This is a genomic window from Nonomuraea sp. NPDC004702, from assembly GCF_053601695.1.
Genome location: NZ_JBSGCE010000125.1, coordinates 1 through 14,634, shown reverse-complemented (window position 1 = coordinate 14,634; position 14,634 = coordinate 1). Strand labels below are relative to the sequence as shown.

Here is a 14,634-nt window from a genome sequence, read left to right as displayed (position 1 = left end):
GGGCGCGATGCTGGCGCTGTCGTGGCAGGTCACGCTGGTCGCGCTGGTGCTGCTGCCGATCTTCATCGTGCCCGCCAAGTACGTCGGCCCCGGCGCGCGGGCGCAACTGCTGCGGGACGAGCTGGCGCTGATCGAGGCTGCGCGCGGGAATGGGCGGTCATGGGATGAGATCGGGACGCTGCTCGGCGTGCCGGTGGCCACCGCGAAGGAGCGTCCGGCGACGATCCGGCGTGCCATGGAGGACCTGAACCGGCTCGACGCCAGCTCGTTCGCTATCCGGTGACACCATTGCCGGACGGAAACCACCATAAGCACTTTTGACTCATTTTCTACCGAATAGGGGTTTTGTCCGGCTTAAGGGGCCGATAGAAACCGGACGTGGCCACCCTCCCCGACCAGCACGAACGCGCCCACTCGCCGGTGCGGGCCCCGATCCAGCCGATGCTGGCCAAGGCCATGGACCACATCCCCTCAGGGCCCGCCGGCACCTGGACGTATGAGCCCAAGCTGGATGGTTTTCGCGGCCTTGTCCTGGTCGACGGCGACCGTGGCGTGCAGCTGCACTCCCGGCGCGGCGCCCGTCTCAACGAGACGTTCCCCGAAATCGTCTGGTCGGCATTCGATCACCTCCCCGCCGGTACGGTGCTGGATGGTGAGATCGTCCGATGGGCGACGTCCGGTCGGCTCGACTTCACGGCGCTGCACCGCAGGAACATCGCCGGGCGCCGCCGCGCAGCCTCCCTGGCCATCACCGAACCCTGTCACTTCGCCGCCTTCGACATACTTTGCATGCGTGGCCGGGACGTGACGGGACTGCCGCTGCGCGAGCGTCGAGCTCTGCTGGAGGAGCTGTTCGCGCCCATCCCGGCCGCCGGCGTGCTCGCCCTCGGCATGCACACCACCGACGAGGCCGAGGCGCGGACCTGGTACGAGACCTTGCACGTGGCTGGAGTGGAGGGGCTGGTCTGCAAGCCCTCCCGTTCCACCTACGACGGCGGCGTCCGAGGGTGGGGGAAGGTCAAACGCAGGACAAGCGCGGACGCCGTCGTGGGCGGCTACGTCGGCTCACCGCGGCGGCCAAGCCGGTTGCTGCTGGGCCGGTACGACGCCGGCGGACGGCTCCGCGTCGTCGGCCGCACCACCCAGCTGTCCAAGCAAGCCGCGGCCGAGGTCGCGCCGCTGCTCACACCGGCCGCGGCTGGCCACCCGTGGCCTCGGACACTGCCGCCCGGCTGGGTGTCCAGCCCGTACGGCCAGCGTGACCCCATCGCCTATACCCAGGTCCAGCCGACGTTGGTGGTGGAGGTCCTGGTGGACACGGCTCAGGACTGTCACCGACACCGGCACGCCGTCCGGTACCAGCGGCCTCGCACTGATCTTGACCCAGCAGCTGTGGTGGAAGAGCACGACGTCGTGACGTGATCAGCCAGCTCGTTGAAGTGCGTCGTTGAAGCCCGTCAGGTAGGCGCCGTGGTAGTCCGTCATTTCGCTGAGCGTGCAACGATCCATCAGGTCGAAGTGTTCGGCCAACTCCCGTTCCTGCCGGACCGGCCGGCCGTCGAGGAAGTCCTGATGACCTAGAGCGGCCATTTTCCGCTTGAGTACGGACCGATTCAGTTTCCCGGCGTGCCATCTGTCCGCGTCGGTCCGGGCCCGCTCGTAAGCTCTGTGACAGGCGTCCATGATCGAATAGGTCTCGTAGTCGATGATGCCGAGCTTCACCGCCACCGATCCCATGTCACTGGGCATGTGACACAGACCCGCGGCGTCCGCGGCTCCAGCCGCTCGCGCTGCCCTCACCAGGTCTTCGGACTTCACTTGCCGCACGCATCCCCCCAGGTCGGTGCGACTGATCGTAGGAGGAGAGCCTCTCGATGAGTCCACTGCTTGATCACCTGTTGCCGGAAACCTAAGGCCATTGCGCCCTGAGGAACATGACGGCAGCTGCAAGTACATGCCGTCCGGCGGGTAGCTCCTGGCCTCGCGTCGACGAGGCCGTCGAGATCTGGCGCGGACGACGGATCACAGCGGCGAGCGGGGTGGCGCGCTCGATGGCCACCCACCGGCGGGAGGAGTGCGAGCCGGCCGAGCGCGAGACAGTGGTGTCGGTCCCGGCCGGCCAGGTGCCAGATCTGCCGCGCGCGGGGCGGTGGCGCGTCGGCCGCTGTTCGCCGGGCGAAAGGAGCGGCCGCTGACCGAAGATCATCGTGAGGCGTCGATGCGGCGGCATCCGGCCGGGCGCTCGTTGACGGGCCTGTTCACGCAGACGCACCCCTGGCCTGCCTCCGTCGAGCCGGTCAACCTGATCGAACGCGACGAGGGGATCAGGCGTCGTCCCGCCTGCCCGTTCGGTTGGGTCGAGCCGCTGGAGAGGCGGGTGGCCGAGTTGGAGACGCGTCTCGCCAGGCTGGAGGGCGGCGACACGCTCGAGGTGCCCACGCTCGCAGAGGAGGCTCCGCGTGTGGTGCCGCTGTGAACGCGGCGCACGTCTGCCCGATCAACGAGCCCTCAACGAATCCTCAACATGGTGGGTCTCAGACTCGGTGCGACGTTCGACGCGTTACACCTTCGATCCACTGAGGAGAGCGGCTATGCGCATGACCCGCGCGATCAAGGTCCCGTTAACCGGCCTGGCCTGTGCGGCAGCACTCACGCCGGGTCTCGTATCCTTCCCGACGCCCGCCAGCGCGGCCCAAGCAACAGTGGGCGCCCATTCGGTGGACGCGGCGGCCGCGGCCGGTCGGCTTGCGCCGGCCCAGGCCCTGGGGCGCTGGATCACCATCGGCCACGACTCTCATACCCCTACCAAGTTCTGGTCGGTCAAGCGGAAGTTCAAATCCCGGTCCAAGACACTGCAGGTTGTCTTCCGGTGCTGGGACGGCGGCGACAGAAGCAAGATTTCGGTCGGGTTGGACCGGATCATCAACTCGTACGTGGGCTGGCGAGTGAAGGGCGCGGGCCCCTACCCCTGCGGCAACGGCCGGAAGCACTACCTGAAGATCAAAGCCAAGAAGGGCGCGACCTACACGGTCATCTTCGACCTCAAGGGACGCAAGCACACCATGGAGTACTGGATGCAGAATGAGCTCTGAGGCTGCGAGGCTTGTGGTCGGCCAGAAGGTGCTGGCAGGCTGCCCGGATGATGAGACACAGCGACACGGGTGGTTGGGCGGCGAGCGTGGGCGGCGGCGTCCGCTCCACGGGCGGCATGCGGCACATGGGCGGCTGGTAGCCCTGTACGGCATGTGGAAGGGCCCGAACCCCGGCAGAAGGGGGGTTGGGCCCTTCGCCGTGATCAGGGACGTGCGCGGCCGAACCAGCCGAGCAGCCCCCACAGCGTGGCTCCGCCGGCGGCCAGTCCGGCGAGGAGAGCAGCGGGCCAGGTTGCCCGGTCCGCCAGCATGAGAGCGGTCGCGATGCTGACGGTCATGATGACGGCGAGGCCGGTAAGGATGACACGTTCCGGGGACATGAGATCTCCATTCAGTCGAAGGCGCACGACACGTATGGCCGTGGCGGCGAATCCGAATGGAAGAAGCCGGGACTGGCGTGCGCGCATCACCCAAGCCTTCACACCCGGGCGTATCTAACACGTCACAAGGGGGCAGAAGGCGTGCGGGCGCATGAGCGCCGACTCGTCGAGCAAGACCCGGCTGACCTTGCGCAGGTTCAGTTTCCCATCGTTCGCGGCTGCGCCATGGCTTCGAGGGATCAGCGTCACGAGTGCCGTGCCTGAGCGCCCGGCCGTGCAAGCGAAGACAACCCCGCCGATCATGCACGACTTCCGCCGCGCAGAGATCGGCGGACTACGTAACGCCGACATGCTCCCCCACCGCCCAGGCCCCAGCCAGGCGGCACGCCCCCTGTCACCAACGACCGAAAGGGCGGCTGCTCTCCGTCAGAAGATCGTGCCCCGCACGGGAATCAACCCGCCGAACGCCACACCCTCGGAGCAGGCGCGCAGCATCTGCCCAGTGATGTCGTCCTGATCGCCGGCGAACCAGCCTGGCGGGAGCACCAGCAAGACCGTCTGACGACGAGCCTTGGCCGCCTTCCGCCACTCGACGTCGACACCGCCGGTAGTGGTGTCGGCACGCCACCACGCTGCCGCACCACGGCGGGTGAGCTCGGTGACGCGGCCACGTTCCATCCGCACCTGCCAGCCCGTGATCTCATCGATCCCGCCGCGCGTCAGGTCGACCGGCCGTAGGCCCATCGCAGCATGTCGGCCACATGTCCAGGCGTGCCGTAGGGGTGGATCGCGCCTGGCTGGATGACCAGCAGCGGGAAGACCGTATTGCGGTGGCGGACACGGCTGGAGGTGAACCAGTCAGACTCCCTCCCGGGATCGGTGCTCTGGGGCACCGGATCGTCGCCCCAGACGGGCAGGCCCGCCTGGAGGCGGGCCGCGTTCAGCTGGGCCTGCGCCCACACCCGTGCACGCCCGCAATCCGGATGGGTCCATGCCGGCAGGAGCAGCCCAGGATGGTCTGGCCCGCCACCGGTCTGGGAGATCGCCAGCCCGAGGTTGACCTCGGCCCCGGGGGTGAGGTCGATCGGCTGGTCGCACAGCACGCACTCCAGCGCGTGCGCGCCGCCCGGGCTGTTTTCGGCCAGCGCCAGCAGCTCGCCGATGCCTTCCTGGCCGATCAGCACGTCCGCGCCGGCTGCAACGTGGTAGACGGCCAGCGCCATGGTCACGCTCGAGGCGGTGTCCGGGTCCTGCGGCGGTCCCGGCTCTTGCTGCGCCGCGCCGCCGAGGTCGGCCGCCGGCGTGGCACCGGAGGCGGCCTGCTCTTGCGAGGCCGCGACCGAGGGCCGGTCGAACAGGATCGGCACGAAGTCGAGCACATCCTCCAGCACGTCGGCCAGCACCGCGCGCTCCAGGCCCTCCAGGTGAGCCACCAGCGCCCGCACCCGTCATCGCTGAGATCGACGGCCAGCCCGTACACGGTCCTGGTCGCCGGGCTGGAGATCTGGCCGGGAGGAGCGGGCAGCAGCGACAACACCGCCCCGATGAGGGTCGCGGCCGCCACCCGGTCGCCGTCCAGCACCCGGTCGGCCTGGGCCGCCTGACACGGCCGGCACGCCTGCAAGACCGCGCCGATCAGCTGCTCGACGGCGTCAAGGGAAACCGGGCCCGGCCGTCCCAACAGGGCGCCGTCGACCGGCGCCAGGGCAGGGCCGTGATGGCGGTGCAGGGTCCCGGCGGCGGCGCTGGCGTGCCCGCCCCCGGTGCGTTTCTGAGCGTTGCGGGCGCGCTGTTTGCGGCCGTGATTCTTGGTCATCGCTCTGCCTTTCGGTGCGCTACGACCCCATGACTCGCGCGCAGGATCCAGAGCCTGACAACGCAACCACACATTCCCCGGGATGCCTCCTGGGCGTCGCGTTGATGATCACGGTCCACCCCGGCCAGCGGGGTGCGGTCACCTCTGCCATGTCCCTGGCGGTCATGGGCCGCGCAGGGGGCTTGGGCCGAGCGACTCCGGCCCGACTGGCACTCTAGTCATCACGGTGGCTGCGCGGAAGACCATGCTGCTCTGCTGCCTGATGTGCGGGCCCGCCTGCCTTGGCCGGCGGCCAGGAGCCGGGACAACGGACACAGCACGGGTCGGAGGCGGGGCGACGACCAAGCCGGGCCGGATGTTCGGCTGCGGCGTCCAGTGCCTGGCGCTGCGCAGCGCCGCACGCCTTTCAGGCCCGATGCCGTCGAGCGCCGCGGTTCACGATTGCCTGGGCAGCCCGAATTTTCGGGGCGGACGCTTCCCGTATGGACAGCCAAGAGCGGCGGAGCCGGATCACCATCGGTCTCCAGCGCGGGGGCCGAGGACAAGAGCATCGCTGCAGTCAACCTGGCCGTCTCAGCCGAAGCCATGCTCGCCTGAAGTGTGCGTGACGTCGTGTCTCAGGAGACCCCGAACGCCTTCTTGATCGTCGCTGCCGCTGGTTCGTCGAACCCGTCGTGACAGAGGCGGAGCTTGTGCATCCGGGTTTGGCCGCCCTTGCCGTAGTTCTTCACCTTGCCGTCCTCGAAGCGGTTCTCGTCGACGTGGACGTTCAGCAGGCCGAAGGCTTGGAGCGTCTTGTGTGCTTCGTAGGCGTCCCATCCGATGCCGTAGTGAAGAAGCCGGCTCCCACCTGGGATTCTGATCCACCCTCCTGGAGCGTGCCGCGATGCGTGGGCCATCATCATTAGGAACGCTAGTTCGGTGTCCTCCAGCAGGTGAATCCAGCCGTTCGTGAACAGCCCGGCGGGCAGGTCGAAGGTGTCCTCGTTCGCCCTGGGCACGACGTAGTCGGGGACCTCGCCGTTGCTGCGGGCTCCTCCCTCGTCGCAGAGCTGGAAGTTCTGGTACTTGCCCGACTTCTTCGCAGCCTCGGGGAGACGGACCAGCTGAACGTCGGCCTCGCTAAGGCTGCGGAGAGCCGAGACCACCTGACGTTGCTTCTTGCTGGACCGGCTGGCGCTGTACATGCCGGACCGCTGATCTTCGACTGGCACGGCGATCAGGTCGATCCACCCTGTGTCGTCGCCTCCGGCGATCAGGGACAGATCGTTGCCGGGGCGCCCACCGGCCCTGGCCGTCCGCATCTGGGCAGCCACTAGTGCGATCAGGTAGAAGCGAAGAGCGATGCCTCTCGCGCTGAGCACGCGAGTCGCCGGTGGACGATCCTGCCGTGGCGGCAGTCTGCGGTCCGACAGGTCCCCTGCAGCGGGCTGAGACCGGTAGACGAAGCGGGAGCGCACGCGCACCGGCCTGGGCCGCCCCAGCCTTATCAGCGCGGTCGCTGCGCCCCCGATGGCCGGCTCGGTCACCAGCAGCCGATCGCAACGGCCGACAACCTTTGCCAACTCCTTCGCAGAGAGGGAGAGAAGGAACAGGTTGAGTTTGAGCACGATCATGACCTCTCAAACTGAACGTCTCAACCCGTCTAAGACCAGCTTTCGCAACTCGAAAATTAGCTATCGACCTGTCGGGTCGGGACGTGCTCCCAGCCTACTCGCCATCGTGGCGTTCCGCCCGAACCATAGAGAGTGAGGCCCCGCCAGACATGTCCGGCGGGAGGGCGGCCCGGCTGCAGACGGCGACCCGCTCCGTGTGGTGCCTCATCACACGATCGAGTAGGGCAGATCAAATGTTCAAGAAACGACCACCCGCAGGACCGCCCGACAAGCCTGCGGAGGCGAAGCCCGAGCTTCTCTCGACACGGGCTCTAGTGATCCTCGCGCTGTCGGCAGGAACGGGATTGATCATGGGACTAGGTGCCGGGCCCGCTGCCGGAATCCTCGCAGGACTAACGACCGCCGTCATGTTGCACCAGTTAGTGGACAGGACACACGGTTAGCCGAACGGGGGGCGGTGCCACCGGCAACAGGCGCAGAGCTCGCTCAGCGTTTCAGCGGAGTGCGTCGGTGGCGGCGCCTTCCGGTCAGGGGGCGGCGGGCCCGACGCACTCGGGACCAAGGCTTTGCTCTCATGGACAACCACGAGCGGTCGGACTGGCCCTTCGCCAGCCCAGCTCTGGTTCCACGGAACCGGCCCATGCCAGGGACCGGGAGGAATGGCGTGCGGCCGGGCATCCAGAGAAGGTGGAAGGGTGCGGCGGCATCTGGTCCGGCTGGGCGATTGGTGAGCGAACGCATCCCGCCGAGCTGAATGCCTATGTCCGTGACCTTCGCACCGCTTCTCGTTGGCCAGGAGCTGCTGGGCGAGTTGACCAGGTGACAGCTAGCTCTCCTTGCGAGTGCTGCGCATCAGCAGCCGCGTCAGCTTGCCGTCAGCGACCAGGTTCTCCAGCTTCCACGCGAAGGTAGACAGACGGGATGCCTCCGGCTCCACCGCAGGCTCGGGTTCAGGCATTCCCAGCCTGGGGCGGCGCGCGGAGGCCCGCGACATCGCTCTCTTGGATGGTGCCGCCGACATGGTCGCCACCTGGTGCGCGCGTTCCAGGCTCGCGTCGACCTCGGGCAGGCCCGTTCTGGGCAGATCGGGCGTCCAGGGCCAACCCGCCACGGTGCCGGCGTGGGCGGTGGCAGCGACGAGGAGCGTGCGCGTCCTGACTCCGGTGACCACCGTAGCGGCCGGTTCGGACAATTTCATGGGGGACGTTGTTGGTCGGTCCGGCATCCGTGGGAGTAAGGGACCGGCGATCGGGATGCCGCGCCGACGGCCTGCGTTCGGATGTCAACGACAACCGTTTGATGAACGAACGGGCGGGGGCCAGGGAGGGCGACAGGGGTGCGTGGGCCACTCGATCGCGTCAGGCTCAGATGGTCATGATGAGGTTCATCTCCGAGCGCATCCGATAGTGTTCATCTACATCACAAGGTTCCTTTGATGAACATGAGGCGGACGACGTGGCGTTCATCGGCCTGGTCCGGGTCAGCACCGACCGTCAGAACACCATCCGGCAGCACGAGGCCCTCGACCCGGTGTGCTGGAGAGTTGTCGAGGAGCCGACCAGCGGCAAGCTCGCCGTCGACGACCGGCCGCAGCTGCTCGCTGCGCTGTCGCACCTGCGTGACGGCGACCTGCTGGCCGTCCAGGAGGTCGACCGGCTCGGCCGTAACCTGCTGGAGGGGCTGATCGTCCTCGGCGAGTTGTTCCAGCGCGGCGTCGGCGTCAAGGTGGTGGAGGGCGTCGCCGCCGGCGAGCACACCGAGCGCTCCCTGCTCCTGGATCTGGCTCTGGCCCTGGCACAGGATCGACGGCGCAACCATGCCCGCAACACCAAGGACGGCCTGCAGGCGGCGCGCCGCCGCGGCCGGGTCGGTGGCCGCCGGCCCGTGGTCGACGCCGACAAGCGCGCCGCCATCTTGGCCCGGCGCGAACGCGGTGAATCCATCCGCGCCATCGCCGCCGCGGTCACCGTCTCCGTCGGCGTGGTCCACAAGACCCTGACCGAAGCCAAGCAGGCAGCCGCACGCGAGACACCGAACGCAGATGCCGCCCCGGGCGCCGCTCCGGGGGCCGCCGGAGCAACCCGGGTTATGGCTACCCCCGTCGACCCCGCCGACCCTGCCGAGCCAGACGAGGAAGAGGGCGGCGGGAAGACGCTGTCCGGCCTCCTGGCCGATCTGGCGGACGAGCTCGACAGCGAACTGCAGGGCAACCCTGGTGCGGCGCTGGCCGTACCGGCCGCGGAGTTCCTGACCGTGTGGGAGCGGCAGCGCGGCGACGGTGACCTGAGCGACGTTGATCTGAGCGAGGTGTCTCGGGCGGCCTGGCCGGTGCTGGAGGCGCTGGCCGACGACGGGCATGCACCCACCAGGGCGCCGGCCCTCACCGCTGTGGCCGACCGCTTGGTCGATCGTCTCCCCCGCATGCCTGAACGCGAAGGCCAGTCCCCCGCCGCCACCGCAGGCACCGGCCAGTCGGCAGATCGCGGCGGGCCCGGCGAGCTGTTGCGTGCCCTGCTGGCAGGTGAACGGCCCGGCGCGGCAGTGACGTTGGAGCGGCTGCACCGTGACACGCATCTGATCATCGTGGACGGGCAGCGGGCCGGGTGGGCCGACCACGACGGCGCGACCTGGCGCGTCCACGGCGGCGCGGGGGCTACCCAGCTAGTTGATGGCGACCTGGCGCAGGCCCTCGCCGACGCGCTGCGCACAACGGTGAACACCGAGGGCGTGCGCGACCACCTGGGCCAGCTGCTGGAGCTGGATCCGGCCTCGCTGGCGTCCTGGTCGCTGCTGCGCGGCCGCGTCAGCGGACGGGAGGACGTCATCGTGCGCGGCCGCTGCGTCGGCTGGCTGCAAAAGGACCATGTCGGCCGCCATGTCGCCTGCACCCATCAGGGCCCGGTCCAGGAGTCGGCCAGCACCAGCAAGGTGCAGACCGTCATGGCGCTGTTCGCGGCGCTGTACGCGCCGGCACCGCTGCCCGATCTGCCCGCGGCCGCCCACACTGCCCGCCGCGCCAAGGCGCGCTCCAAAAACGAGCGGCCGATCTGCCCCTACACCCAGGCCCAGCTGGCCGCTGCCGCACTCAACCCGCCTCGCCAGGACGGCGGCTACCTGATCGTGGTCGACGACTACGGCGACCAGGTCGTCCTGGGCACCGTCCGCCGGACCACCATCGGCCGCGCCGGCACGCGCTGGCAGGCATTCACCCCCGACGGCCGGACCGTGGCCCGCGCCCAGACCCGCACCGCCGCCATCGACGCCATGCTGGCCATCCCCGGCCCCCTGTTCGGCGACCCCGCCAGCACCGTCCTGCACGACCTCACCCACCTCACCGCGCTCACCGCAGGCGTCATCGGAGGCACGCGATGACCAGCACGAACCCCTCATCCCGGCCCACGGCCGCGACCAAAGCCCTGGCCGCCTGGACCGAGCTCAACGACCGGCAACAAGGCACCCTGGCCGTGATCTACAGCTTGGACCAGGCAGCCGAGCACGAGCACCAGCAGCGTGGAGCGCGCGGTGACTTCGATCCGCGCCCGGCCTCGCAGTGGCGGGCGCTGGAGTTCGCGCACGACCCGGCCGACCGCCGCCTGTTCGGGCGGACCGCGATGCAGGTGCGCCTGGCCGTCGCCGGCTGGGACAACCAGGGCAACGGGTCCACGATGGCCGCGCTGGCTGAGCGGGGCCTGATCACCCAGGGCGCCAGGCCCACCGTCTTCGGCCAGATGCTGACGGTCACGCTCACCCGCGCTGGCCGCGCTGCTGCGCGCGCGGGCCTGTCCCTGCAGCAGGGACCGCCCCGCAAGGCCGCGCTGTCACGCCGGGCCTGGGAGGTCCTGGCACTGCTGTGGAGCGCCGACCAGGACGGTGAGCACCTGGAGTGGCGGCACTCGCCCACCATCGAGCGGGTCCTCATAAGCACGTCCCGCCGTTGGCCGAACACGCCAGCGCCGGGTACGGATACGAGATCACCGAGCGGGGCAGAGACTTCTACCGCGAGCACTACGCAGCACACGCCGCGGCCCACCCCGACGTCGATGCTCTGCATCCTGATGACGCCGACGCCGAACCCTGGCCCCAGCGGGCCGACGACATCCTCGCCGAGCACGACACCCTCTACCGGGCGCTGTGCCGGGCATGGCGGGCCGCTCATACCGCCCAGCAACAAGCCGACACCGAAGCCGCCGCCCCGCCCCCGGCCATCGACGATGTCCTGCCCGGACCGGTCGCCGACCAGATCACCGCCCGGCACGACCTATGGGTCGAGACCGCCCGCCAGCGCGCCGCTCTGGCCGCCGATCACACCCGCGACCTTCACCAGCGCGCCACCCGTGCCGCCCGCGACTTTACCGCCGCCGCCCTGGCCGCCTTCGCCGCGGCCGCCGCCGGCACCGACCCGCTGCCTGCCCTCCAGCCGCCCAGCCACGATCATGACGACTGGGACGAGCCGCGGCTGGCCCCGCCCGCCAAGACCGGGATCCACGTCATCGACGCCAGAGCCGCCAAGCTCTACGCCACCGCCGTCGGCATCCCGCTCAAACGCCGCGGCCCGGCCCCCACCCGTCGCCGCACCAGCCGCCTGCCCCCCGCCGCACCACCCGTCCAAGACCCCGGTCATGAGCTGGCCGCCCTCGCCCGGTTCCTGTTCCAGCACATCCAGGACGGCGTCCTACACCGTCGCCTGCACCCCGCACGCTGACAGGCGACCATCCCGCGCGCAGCCGTCAGCCGGCGCACAGTTTCCACCATCGGGAGGTAGCAGCCCCCTTGGCCACGCACTGAGGAACATCAGCAGCTCGCGATCTGGAGGCGAAACCGGTCCGGAGCTGATCTGCGCGGTACGCCGCCCCAGGAAATCATGCTTCAAGGGCAAGAAACGCGCCATGAGCCCCAAACGAGGGGTCGCCAACCCGTGGGCCTCCCCTGACGCGACTTGATCTTGTGCGAAATCGATCGATCCTCAACACCCCACGGTCTGTCACGAGCCACCGGCAAGGCGCGCGAAGACACCGGCCTTATGCCCAGAGTCGGCCGTCACCTCGTACCCGACACCGGTGAGGACCTCGGTCAGAGCCGCGTGGGCAGTGGCGCGTCGATCCTGCTCGGGGAGGCCCTGCAAGAGGGTGATCACCGGCTAGAGTGCCAGCGCCCGTCGCCAGGACCGGGCTGGGTCACCGCTCCGCGCGACGACGTCGATCGGCTCGGCGGCGTACAAGCAAGGCGCCACCGTGGCTGAATCCGGGCTGCACAGGCCACCCGGTGACCTTCTCGCAACCAAACGCTTCCCCAACTGCCAAGCAGCGCTGTGGTAGATCACGGTCATGTGCCGCGTGGTGGCCTGGTTGCCGCCCTACGCATGAGTCATTCTGTGGTCGTGATCGAGTTCGATGCGCTTCTGGGAAGCGTCTCTACACTCGTGGCGGTTCCAGTCGGTTGGTGGTTGGCAGACAAGTCTCATGCGCGCTCGGAGGCTAGGGCCGAACGTGTCGCTCTCGACACACAGTTCGACGAGCTTTATAACGCTGTGACGAAGCTTAGAGCCGGGATGGTGGCCAAGCACTACCTGTGGGGGCACCTGATCGAGTTGACGTTCGGGATAGTGCACGCCTGCTTCATCGCTGGTGCTGGGTATGCTGGTGCACAGATTGTCGGCGGTTCCAAGAGGCAGTGCGAAGCCGTGGCTGGCGGGACGTTCGTCCATGTCGTCTGGAGTGAGATGCGCGGCGCAAGGACTGCCGCGAGAGAGCAGAATGAGTCGCTAGACCGAGTTGTCCGCGCAGCTGGACCGTTTCTTCGCCACTCAAGTCCCGAAATCAGTGCGGCCGTCGGGCGCTTGCTGGTCGTGGCCTCGTCGTTTCACAATCTGGACCGGTTGGATGCCCCGCTAAATGACCTGCGCAGTGCCGTTCAGGCTGCGATTACACCTGCTCCAACCTGGGGGAAGCGTCTACGCGGCCGCACAGATGCGATGTCAGCCGTTATACAGCGTCGGTTGTTGGGCGGTAGATCCTGGACGCTACTGTCCCACGACCCTGAACGGCCAGTACACGAAGGCAGAGAGCCCCGCGCCGAGCGGGCCGCCAATCTGAGCAGCTAGGCGGCCTTCGCGGTCGCCGCCGGCACCGACCCGCTGCCTGCCCTCCAGCCGCCCAGCCACGATCACGACGACTGGGACGAGCCGCGGCTGCAAGAACTAGCGGCAACCGGCGATCTGCTGCGACCTGCTGGGCTGCCGCACCTGTCCGCCGACGTGCTCAATGGCGCGCCCGCGCATCCGTTCCCGGTCGACGGTTGAGCGAGGACTCGTGGGTTTGCGCTTGATGGGGAACGTCGGCGCGTCATTCCCTCCGTCCGGGAGGATCAGCATCGTGACCACCCCACCGGAGGCGACGAACGGGCCGCCCGAACGTGACGAGGCCCCCGCCCCCCTCACGTAACCACCCCAGGAGCAAACGTGACAGAAGAGCCACAACGCCTGACCGCCGTGGAACGCCGCAGGGCGCAACTCGATCTCGTCCTGCGCTACGGCGATCCGTACGAGCAAGAGGCCGCTCGTACGAGCACGCACGTCTGGATCGACCCCCAGCGCGTGGTGTCCTCGGTGGCCCTGGCCCCGTACAAGGAAGCCCAGGACGGCGGCGAACCGGTCACCATCGAGGACGTCGAGGCCGCCCTGACCGCGGCCGTCGACGCCCGCGTCGCTGCCGAGCTCGACGAACTGTGCCTGCTGCACACGGCCCGGGTCCACGGTCGCTCTTGGGAGCAGATCGCCGCCCTGCTGTCCTCCGGCACGGCCGTCGGGGGCATCACACCCGACCAGGCGCGGCGCCGGTACGCGGAGCTGGAGAAGCGGCACCCCACCGACATCATCCTGCGCGCCAGCGCCGCTCCTCTCGACGCCACGACTGACGCTCCGGCCGTCCCATGAACCTCGGCGAGCGCCGTGAGGCGCTGCGCAGGCTCGTCCAACGCCAGGGGGGTGACGCCGAGCGCGAGCAGGCCGCCCGCACGCAGTCGCACTACTGGGTGAACCCCCAGCGCGCGGTGTCCCTGGTGGCCCTGGCCTTGGAGGAGGAAGCGGACTTCGGCCGCCGCCTGCTCGGCTACGACTCGATCAGTGACGCGGACGTGGACGCGGCCCTCATGGCGGTCGTCGACGCCCGCGCCGCCGCCGAGCAGCGTGAACTGATCGTGTTGCACGCCGCCCGCGCTCGCGGCCGCACCTGGGAACAGATCGCCGAGTTGCTGAGCCACAGCCTGCCCGTCCCGCCGCCGTAACCGCGGCCCAGGTCAAGGCCCGGTTTGGGGCGTTGCGTAAGAAGTACCCCTACACGGCCGGCCAACTGTCCCGCACGGTCACCAGCACCCCCACCGCCTCCTCGGAGCCGTCATGACCAGCTCGCCCCTCGCGCCCGGCCCAGCCGCTGTTCCTGGCACCGAGTTCCGCGCAGCGCTGCCCGAGCTGCGTACCCTGAGCGAAGCGCTGTACGGCACGCTGTCGCAGCCGATGAACCAGGCCGACCCGTACGCCGAGATCGCCTGGCAACTGGCCAAAGCTCTGGCGTTCCTGCTCAACGCTGCCGACCGGTCCGGCGACCACGCAGCACTGATGGAGGGGCTGGGCCAAGTCAGCGACTCCACCGCCACCGCCGCCTCCCGTGCCCGTGCGCTGCTGGCCACCGGCGTGCCCGTGCTCACGCTGACCGCGCCGCCGCTCGCGACAACCG

The 14,634-nt window shown here is 69.1% G+C and carries 17 protein-coding genes; 11 read left to right on the top strand and 6 right to left on the bottom strand.

Going from position 1 to position 14,634, the window contains the following annotated elements; all coding sequences use genetic code 11:
- Nucleotides 1-283, top strand: a 283-nt coding sequence (locus ACWEJ6_RS52305; RefSeq protein WP_452433123.1) for a hypothetical protein, incomplete at its 5' end; no start/stop codon positions are given.
- A 95-nt stretch (nt 284-378) separates the two neighbouring features.
- On the top strand, nt 379-1,422 hold the full coding sequence (locus tag ACWEJ6_RS52300; RefSeq protein ID WP_452433122.1) for an ATP-dependent DNA ligase: 1,044 nt from the start codon (nt 379-381) through the stop codon (nt 1,420-1,422).
- Here ACWEJ6_RS52300 and ACWEJ6_RS52295 read toward each other — a convergent pair whose 3' ends face one another.
- A complete protein-coding gene (locus ACWEJ6_RS52295) occupies nt 1,423-1,728 on the bottom strand; it encodes a hypothetical protein (RefSeq protein WP_452433120.1) in 306 nt (101 codons plus the stop codon).
- A gap of 421 nt (nt 1,729-2,149) precedes the next feature.
- Here ACWEJ6_RS52295 and ACWEJ6_RS52290 point away from each other — a divergent pair, with 421 nt between their 5' ends.
- Both ACWEJ6_RS52290 and ACWEJ6_RS52285 read left to right on the top strand, forming a co-directional pair.
- Complete coding sequence (locus ACWEJ6_RS52290) at nt 2,150-2,476, top strand: hypothetical protein (protein WP_452433118.1); 327 nt, start codon at nt 2,150-2,152, stop codon at nt 2,474-2,476.
- Nucleotides 2,477-2,591: 115 nt separating this feature from the next.
- Nucleotides 2,592-3,092, top strand: a complete 501-nt coding sequence (locus ACWEJ6_RS52285; RefSeq protein ID WP_452433116.1) for a hypothetical protein — start codon at nt 2,592-2,594, stop codon at nt 3,090-3,092.
- Nucleotides 3,093-3,295: 203 nt separating this feature from the next.
- On the opposite strand, the gene ACWEJ6_RS52280 is transcribed toward ACWEJ6_RS52285, so the two are convergent.
- The 3 genes from ACWEJ6_RS52280 to ACWEJ6_RS52270 all read right to left on the bottom strand — a co-directional run bounded on the left by ACWEJ6_RS52280 (nt 3,296) and on the right by ACWEJ6_RS52270 (nt 4,905).
- Nucleotides 3,296-3,472 carry a hypothetical protein gene (locus tag ACWEJ6_RS52280; protein WP_452433114.1) on the bottom strand — a complete coding sequence of 59 codons (177 nt, stop codon included), beginning with the start codon at nt 3,470-3,472 and terminating at the stop codon, nt 3,296-3,298.
- A 426-nt stretch (nt 3,473-3,898) separates the two neighbouring features.
- Nucleotides 3,899-4,216 (bottom strand): hypothetical protein, encoded by a 318-nt coding sequence (locus tag ACWEJ6_RS52275; RefSeq protein WP_452433113.1) that lies wholly within the window; start codon nt 4,214-4,216, stop codon nt 3,899-3,901.
- Nucleotides 4,192-4,905, bottom strand: a complete 714-nt coding sequence (locus ACWEJ6_RS52270; RefSeq protein ID WP_452433111.1) for a hypothetical protein — start codon at nt 4,903-4,905, stop codon at nt 4,192-4,194. Before ACWEJ6_RS52270 ends, ACWEJ6_RS52275 begins: the two co-directional genes overlap by 25 nt.
- On the opposite strand from ACWEJ6_RS52270, the gene ACWEJ6_RS52265 reads away from it, so the two are divergent.
- The gene (locus ACWEJ6_RS52265; RefSeq protein ID WP_452433110.1) at nt 4,897-5,076 is read left to right on the top strand and encodes a hypothetical protein; all 180 of its coding nucleotides are present in this window, start codon (nt 4,897-4,899) and stop codon (nt 5,074-5,076) included. The genes ACWEJ6_RS52270 and ACWEJ6_RS52265 overlap by 9 nt on opposite strands.
- An 829-nt stretch (nt 5,077-5,905) precedes the next feature.
- On the opposite strand, the gene ACWEJ6_RS52260 is transcribed toward ACWEJ6_RS52265, so the two are convergent.
- Complete coding sequence (locus ACWEJ6_RS52260) at nt 5,906-6,904, bottom strand: hypothetical protein (RefSeq protein WP_452433109.1); 999 nt, start codon at nt 6,902-6,904, stop codon at nt 5,906-5,908.
- An 826-nt stretch (nt 6,905-7,730) separates the two neighbouring features.
- The gene (locus ACWEJ6_RS52255) at nt 7,731-8,102 is read right to left on the bottom strand and encodes a hypothetical protein (RefSeq protein ID WP_452433108.1); all 372 of its coding nucleotides are present in this window, start codon (nt 8,100-8,102) and stop codon (nt 7,731-7,733) included.
- Between the two features lie 257 nt (nt 8,103-8,359).
- Here ACWEJ6_RS52255 and ACWEJ6_RS52250 point away from each other — a divergent pair, with 257 nt between their 5' ends.
- The 6 genes from ACWEJ6_RS52250 to ACWEJ6_RS52225 all read left to right on the top strand — a co-directional run.
- The gene (locus ACWEJ6_RS52250) at nt 8,360-10,276 is read left to right on the top strand and encodes a recombinase family protein (protein WP_452433107.1); all 1,917 of its coding nucleotides are present in this window, start codon (nt 8,360-8,362) and stop codon (nt 10,274-10,276) included.
- 562 nt (nt 10,277-10,838) lie between these two features.
- Nucleotides 10,839-11,606 carry a hypothetical protein gene (locus ACWEJ6_RS52245; protein ID WP_452433106.1) on the top strand — a complete coding sequence of 256 codons (768 nt, stop codon included), beginning with the start codon at nt 10,839-10,841 and terminating at the stop codon, nt 11,604-11,606.
- 675 nt (nt 11,607-12,281) lie between these two features.
- Nucleotides 12,282-13,004 carry a hypothetical protein gene (locus ACWEJ6_RS52240; protein WP_452433105.1) on the top strand — a complete coding sequence of 241 codons (723 nt, stop codon included), beginning with the start codon at nt 12,282-12,284 and terminating at the stop codon, nt 13,002-13,004.
- 357 nt (nt 13,005-13,361) lie between these two features.
- Nucleotides 13,362-13,835: a hypothetical protein gene (locus ACWEJ6_RS52235; protein WP_452433103.1), complete on the top strand. Its 474-nt coding sequence runs from the start codon at nt 13,362-13,364 to the stop codon at nt 13,833-13,835.
- On the top strand, nt 13,832-14,185 hold the full coding sequence (locus tag ACWEJ6_RS52230; protein WP_452433102.1) for a hypothetical protein: 354 nt from the start codon (nt 13,832-13,834) through the stop codon (nt 14,183-14,185). The genes ACWEJ6_RS52235 and ACWEJ6_RS52230 overlap by 4 nt, the downstream gene beginning before the upstream one ends.
- A 112-nt stretch (nt 14,186-14,297) precedes the next feature.
- On the top strand, nt 14,298-14,634 hold a 337-nt coding region (locus ACWEJ6_RS52225; RefSeq protein WP_452433101.1), incomplete at its 3' end, for a hypothetical protein.

Excerpts from the sequence above, each read along its gene's own strand:
- ACWEJ6_RS52285 (WP_452433116.1), top strand. The coding sequence starts at position 2,592 with ATGCGCATGACCCGCGCGATCAAGGTCCCGTTAACCGGCCTGGCCTGT.
- ACWEJ6_RS52280 (WP_452433114.1), bottom strand. The coding sequence starts at position 3,472 with ATGTCCCCGGAACGTGTCATCCTTACCGGCCTCGCCGTCATCATGACC.
- ACWEJ6_RS52275 (WP_452433113.1), bottom strand. The coding sequence starts at position 4,216 with ATGGGCCTACGGCCGGTCGACCTGACGCGCGGCGGGATCGATGAGATC.
- ACWEJ6_RS52260 (WP_452433109.1), bottom strand. The coding sequence starts at position 6,904 with ATGATCGTGCTCAAACTCAACCTGTTCCTTCTCTCCCTCTCTGCGAAG.
- ACWEJ6_RS52255 (WP_452433108.1), bottom strand. The coding sequence starts at position 8,102 with ATGAAATTGTCCGAACCGGCCGCTACGGTGGTCACCGGAGTCAGGACG.
- ACWEJ6_RS52230 (WP_452433102.1), top strand. The coding sequence starts at position 13,832 with ATGAACCTCGGCGAGCGCCGTGAGGCGCTGCGCAGGCTCGTCCAACGC.